Annotated in this window: 1 protein-coding gene; it reads left to right on the forward strand. The window is 60.2% G+C overall.

Annotated elements, in window-relative coordinates; translation table 11 throughout:
- Positions 1 to 2,234, forward strand: a 2,234-nt coding sequence (locus tag ACXJKR_RS30320; protein ID WP_457326008.1) for a TrlF family ATPase, incomplete at both ends; no start/stop codon positions are given.

Genomic DNA, 2,234 nt, shown 5'->3' on the forward strand with positions numbered 1-2,234 from the left:
GGCCAAGAGCGGCTTTGTCAATCTCCACCTGCTGGTCAGCCCAGAGGACYCCAAGCACCTCGAAGAGCTCAATCGCTTCCTTGCTCGGCTGGAGTTCCGCGCGCTTGGTGACATCTTCAATTGCACCAAGGCTGACCTGGTCCGGCTGGGCAAGGCCGCAGACACGACCATCGTTGATGACCGCAAGGCGCTTGAGCATGGAGCAACGCAGTTCAAGGTGAACTTCAAGAGCTTGTGCGAGACGTTCAGGGCCAGCGGCTGGGCTTCAAAGAACATTTTGATTGCAGCGGCCGGAGGCGAAGGCGACGGGACATCTGGCTTGCGCGGTGCGGCGGACCAGACCCTTCGGCAAGAGATAGAGAAGTTCGCGCATGTGATCTTCGCCAGCAGCACGGCGCAGCGGGAGTTTTGGCTTGGCAAACGAGCGATGAGCGCTGAGCAGCTGTTGGCTCGCTATGACGGGTGCAAACCATGCCTTCACGGCAGCGATGCCCATGATCCAACGTCGGTGGGTAAGCCCATTGGCGACCGTTACTCCTGGATCAAGGGAGCCTTGACGTTCGATGCGCTTCGGCAGGCATGCATCGACCCTGAGGGACGCGCCTACGTGGGAACAGAGCCTCCAAAAGGAGCGACGCCGTCCCAGGTGATCAACGAGGTTCAGATTGAGACCGCCCCGTGGGCTGCTACCGGCGTAGTACCGTTGAATTCTGGGTTAGTGGCCGTCATCGGGGCACGTGGCTCCGGCAAAACTGCCCTTGCCGACGTGATCGCAGCCGCATGCAATGCCATCCCAAGGACTGCATGGGACGCGAGCAGCGAAATCAGCGCGTCCTTCCTGGTCCGTGCGAAGCCGCTCATAGGCAATGCGAAGGCCAAATTGATGTGGGGCGAGGGAGACCCCTCGATCTGCTACCTCGATGGGCGAGCAGCTGGCGACCAAGTAGCCGTCCCACGCGCTAGGTACCTATCGCAGCAATTTGTAGAGGACTTGTGCTCTTCCAAAGGCGCATCGGAAGGGCTGGTCCGGGAAATCGAGCGCGTGATCTTCGAGGCACATGCCACCATAGGCGACGACGACGAAGCCTATGACTTCGCACAATTGCGCGACAACAAGACGGGCCGTTTCCGCAAGTCCAGGGGCATGGAGGTTGAGGCCATCTCGGCCACGTCCGATCGCATCGCTGACGAAGCCGAAAAGGAAGCCATGGTGACCAGCCTGAACACTCAGGTGCTCGCCAAAGAGAAACTGATAGCGAACTACACCGCCGACCTCGCCAAGCTGGTAATCAAAGGGTCCGAGGCGGAGGTGAAGCGGCTTACAACGCTCAACGAGGCACTGCACTCGCAGGTGACGCGCGTCAACTCGCTGGCTACGCGTCGTCGGACCTACCTTGCCATGCAGGACGAGGTGACAAACACCCGCACCTCCAAGGCCCCAGAAATGCTGCGGCAGGTGATGGAACGTCATCCAGCGAGCGGCCTCGATGAGGCGCAGTGGGGCAACTTTCTACTCGACTACAAGGGCGATGTCGACAGTGCGCTTCTCAGCTACATCACGTGGGCTGACAAGGAGATCGCAAAGCTTGTGGGTACTGCGCCGTCAGAGGGCGACCCGCAAGCGCCGCTGGTTGCCGCCGATGCCGACCTGACAAAGGTCACCGTCTCGRATCTCAAAGCCGAGATCGCGCGTCTTGAAAAGCGAATCAGCGCTGACTCTGTTGTCCGGACGCAATTCACGACCCTGAMTAAGAAAATCGGGTCGGAGAAGGTGCTGCTGCAGGGCCTCAAGACGAAGCTGGCTGATGCCAGGGGTGCGAACGAGCGCCGCAAGGTGCTACAGCAAGAACGCGAGGAAGCCTATGGGCGCCTATTCGAAGCCATCATCAAGGAACAGGATGCGCTGACCAGGCTCTACGCTCCGTTGATGGAGAAACTTGCCGGCATGGCGGGCACGTTGAAGAAGCTGAGCTTTCGGGTCACACGCTTGGTCAACATCTCAAGCTGGGCAACGCATGGCGAGGACAACCTTATCGACTGTCGTAAGTCAGGGCCGTTTTTCGGCCGAGGATCGCTTGAGGCCTTGATTCGCGAAGAGCTCTTGCCGGCCTGGGAATCGGGCGCGGCCGCTGAGGTGCAAGCGGCCATGGCGGCCTTCGTTCGCAAAAGATACGGCTCGTTCCTTGAACATGCGCCCTACGCGCCAGCTGACCAGCAGGCGTACCGCCAGTGGC

The sequence above is a fragment of the Roseateles sp. P5_E11 genome, from assembly GCF_054049355.1.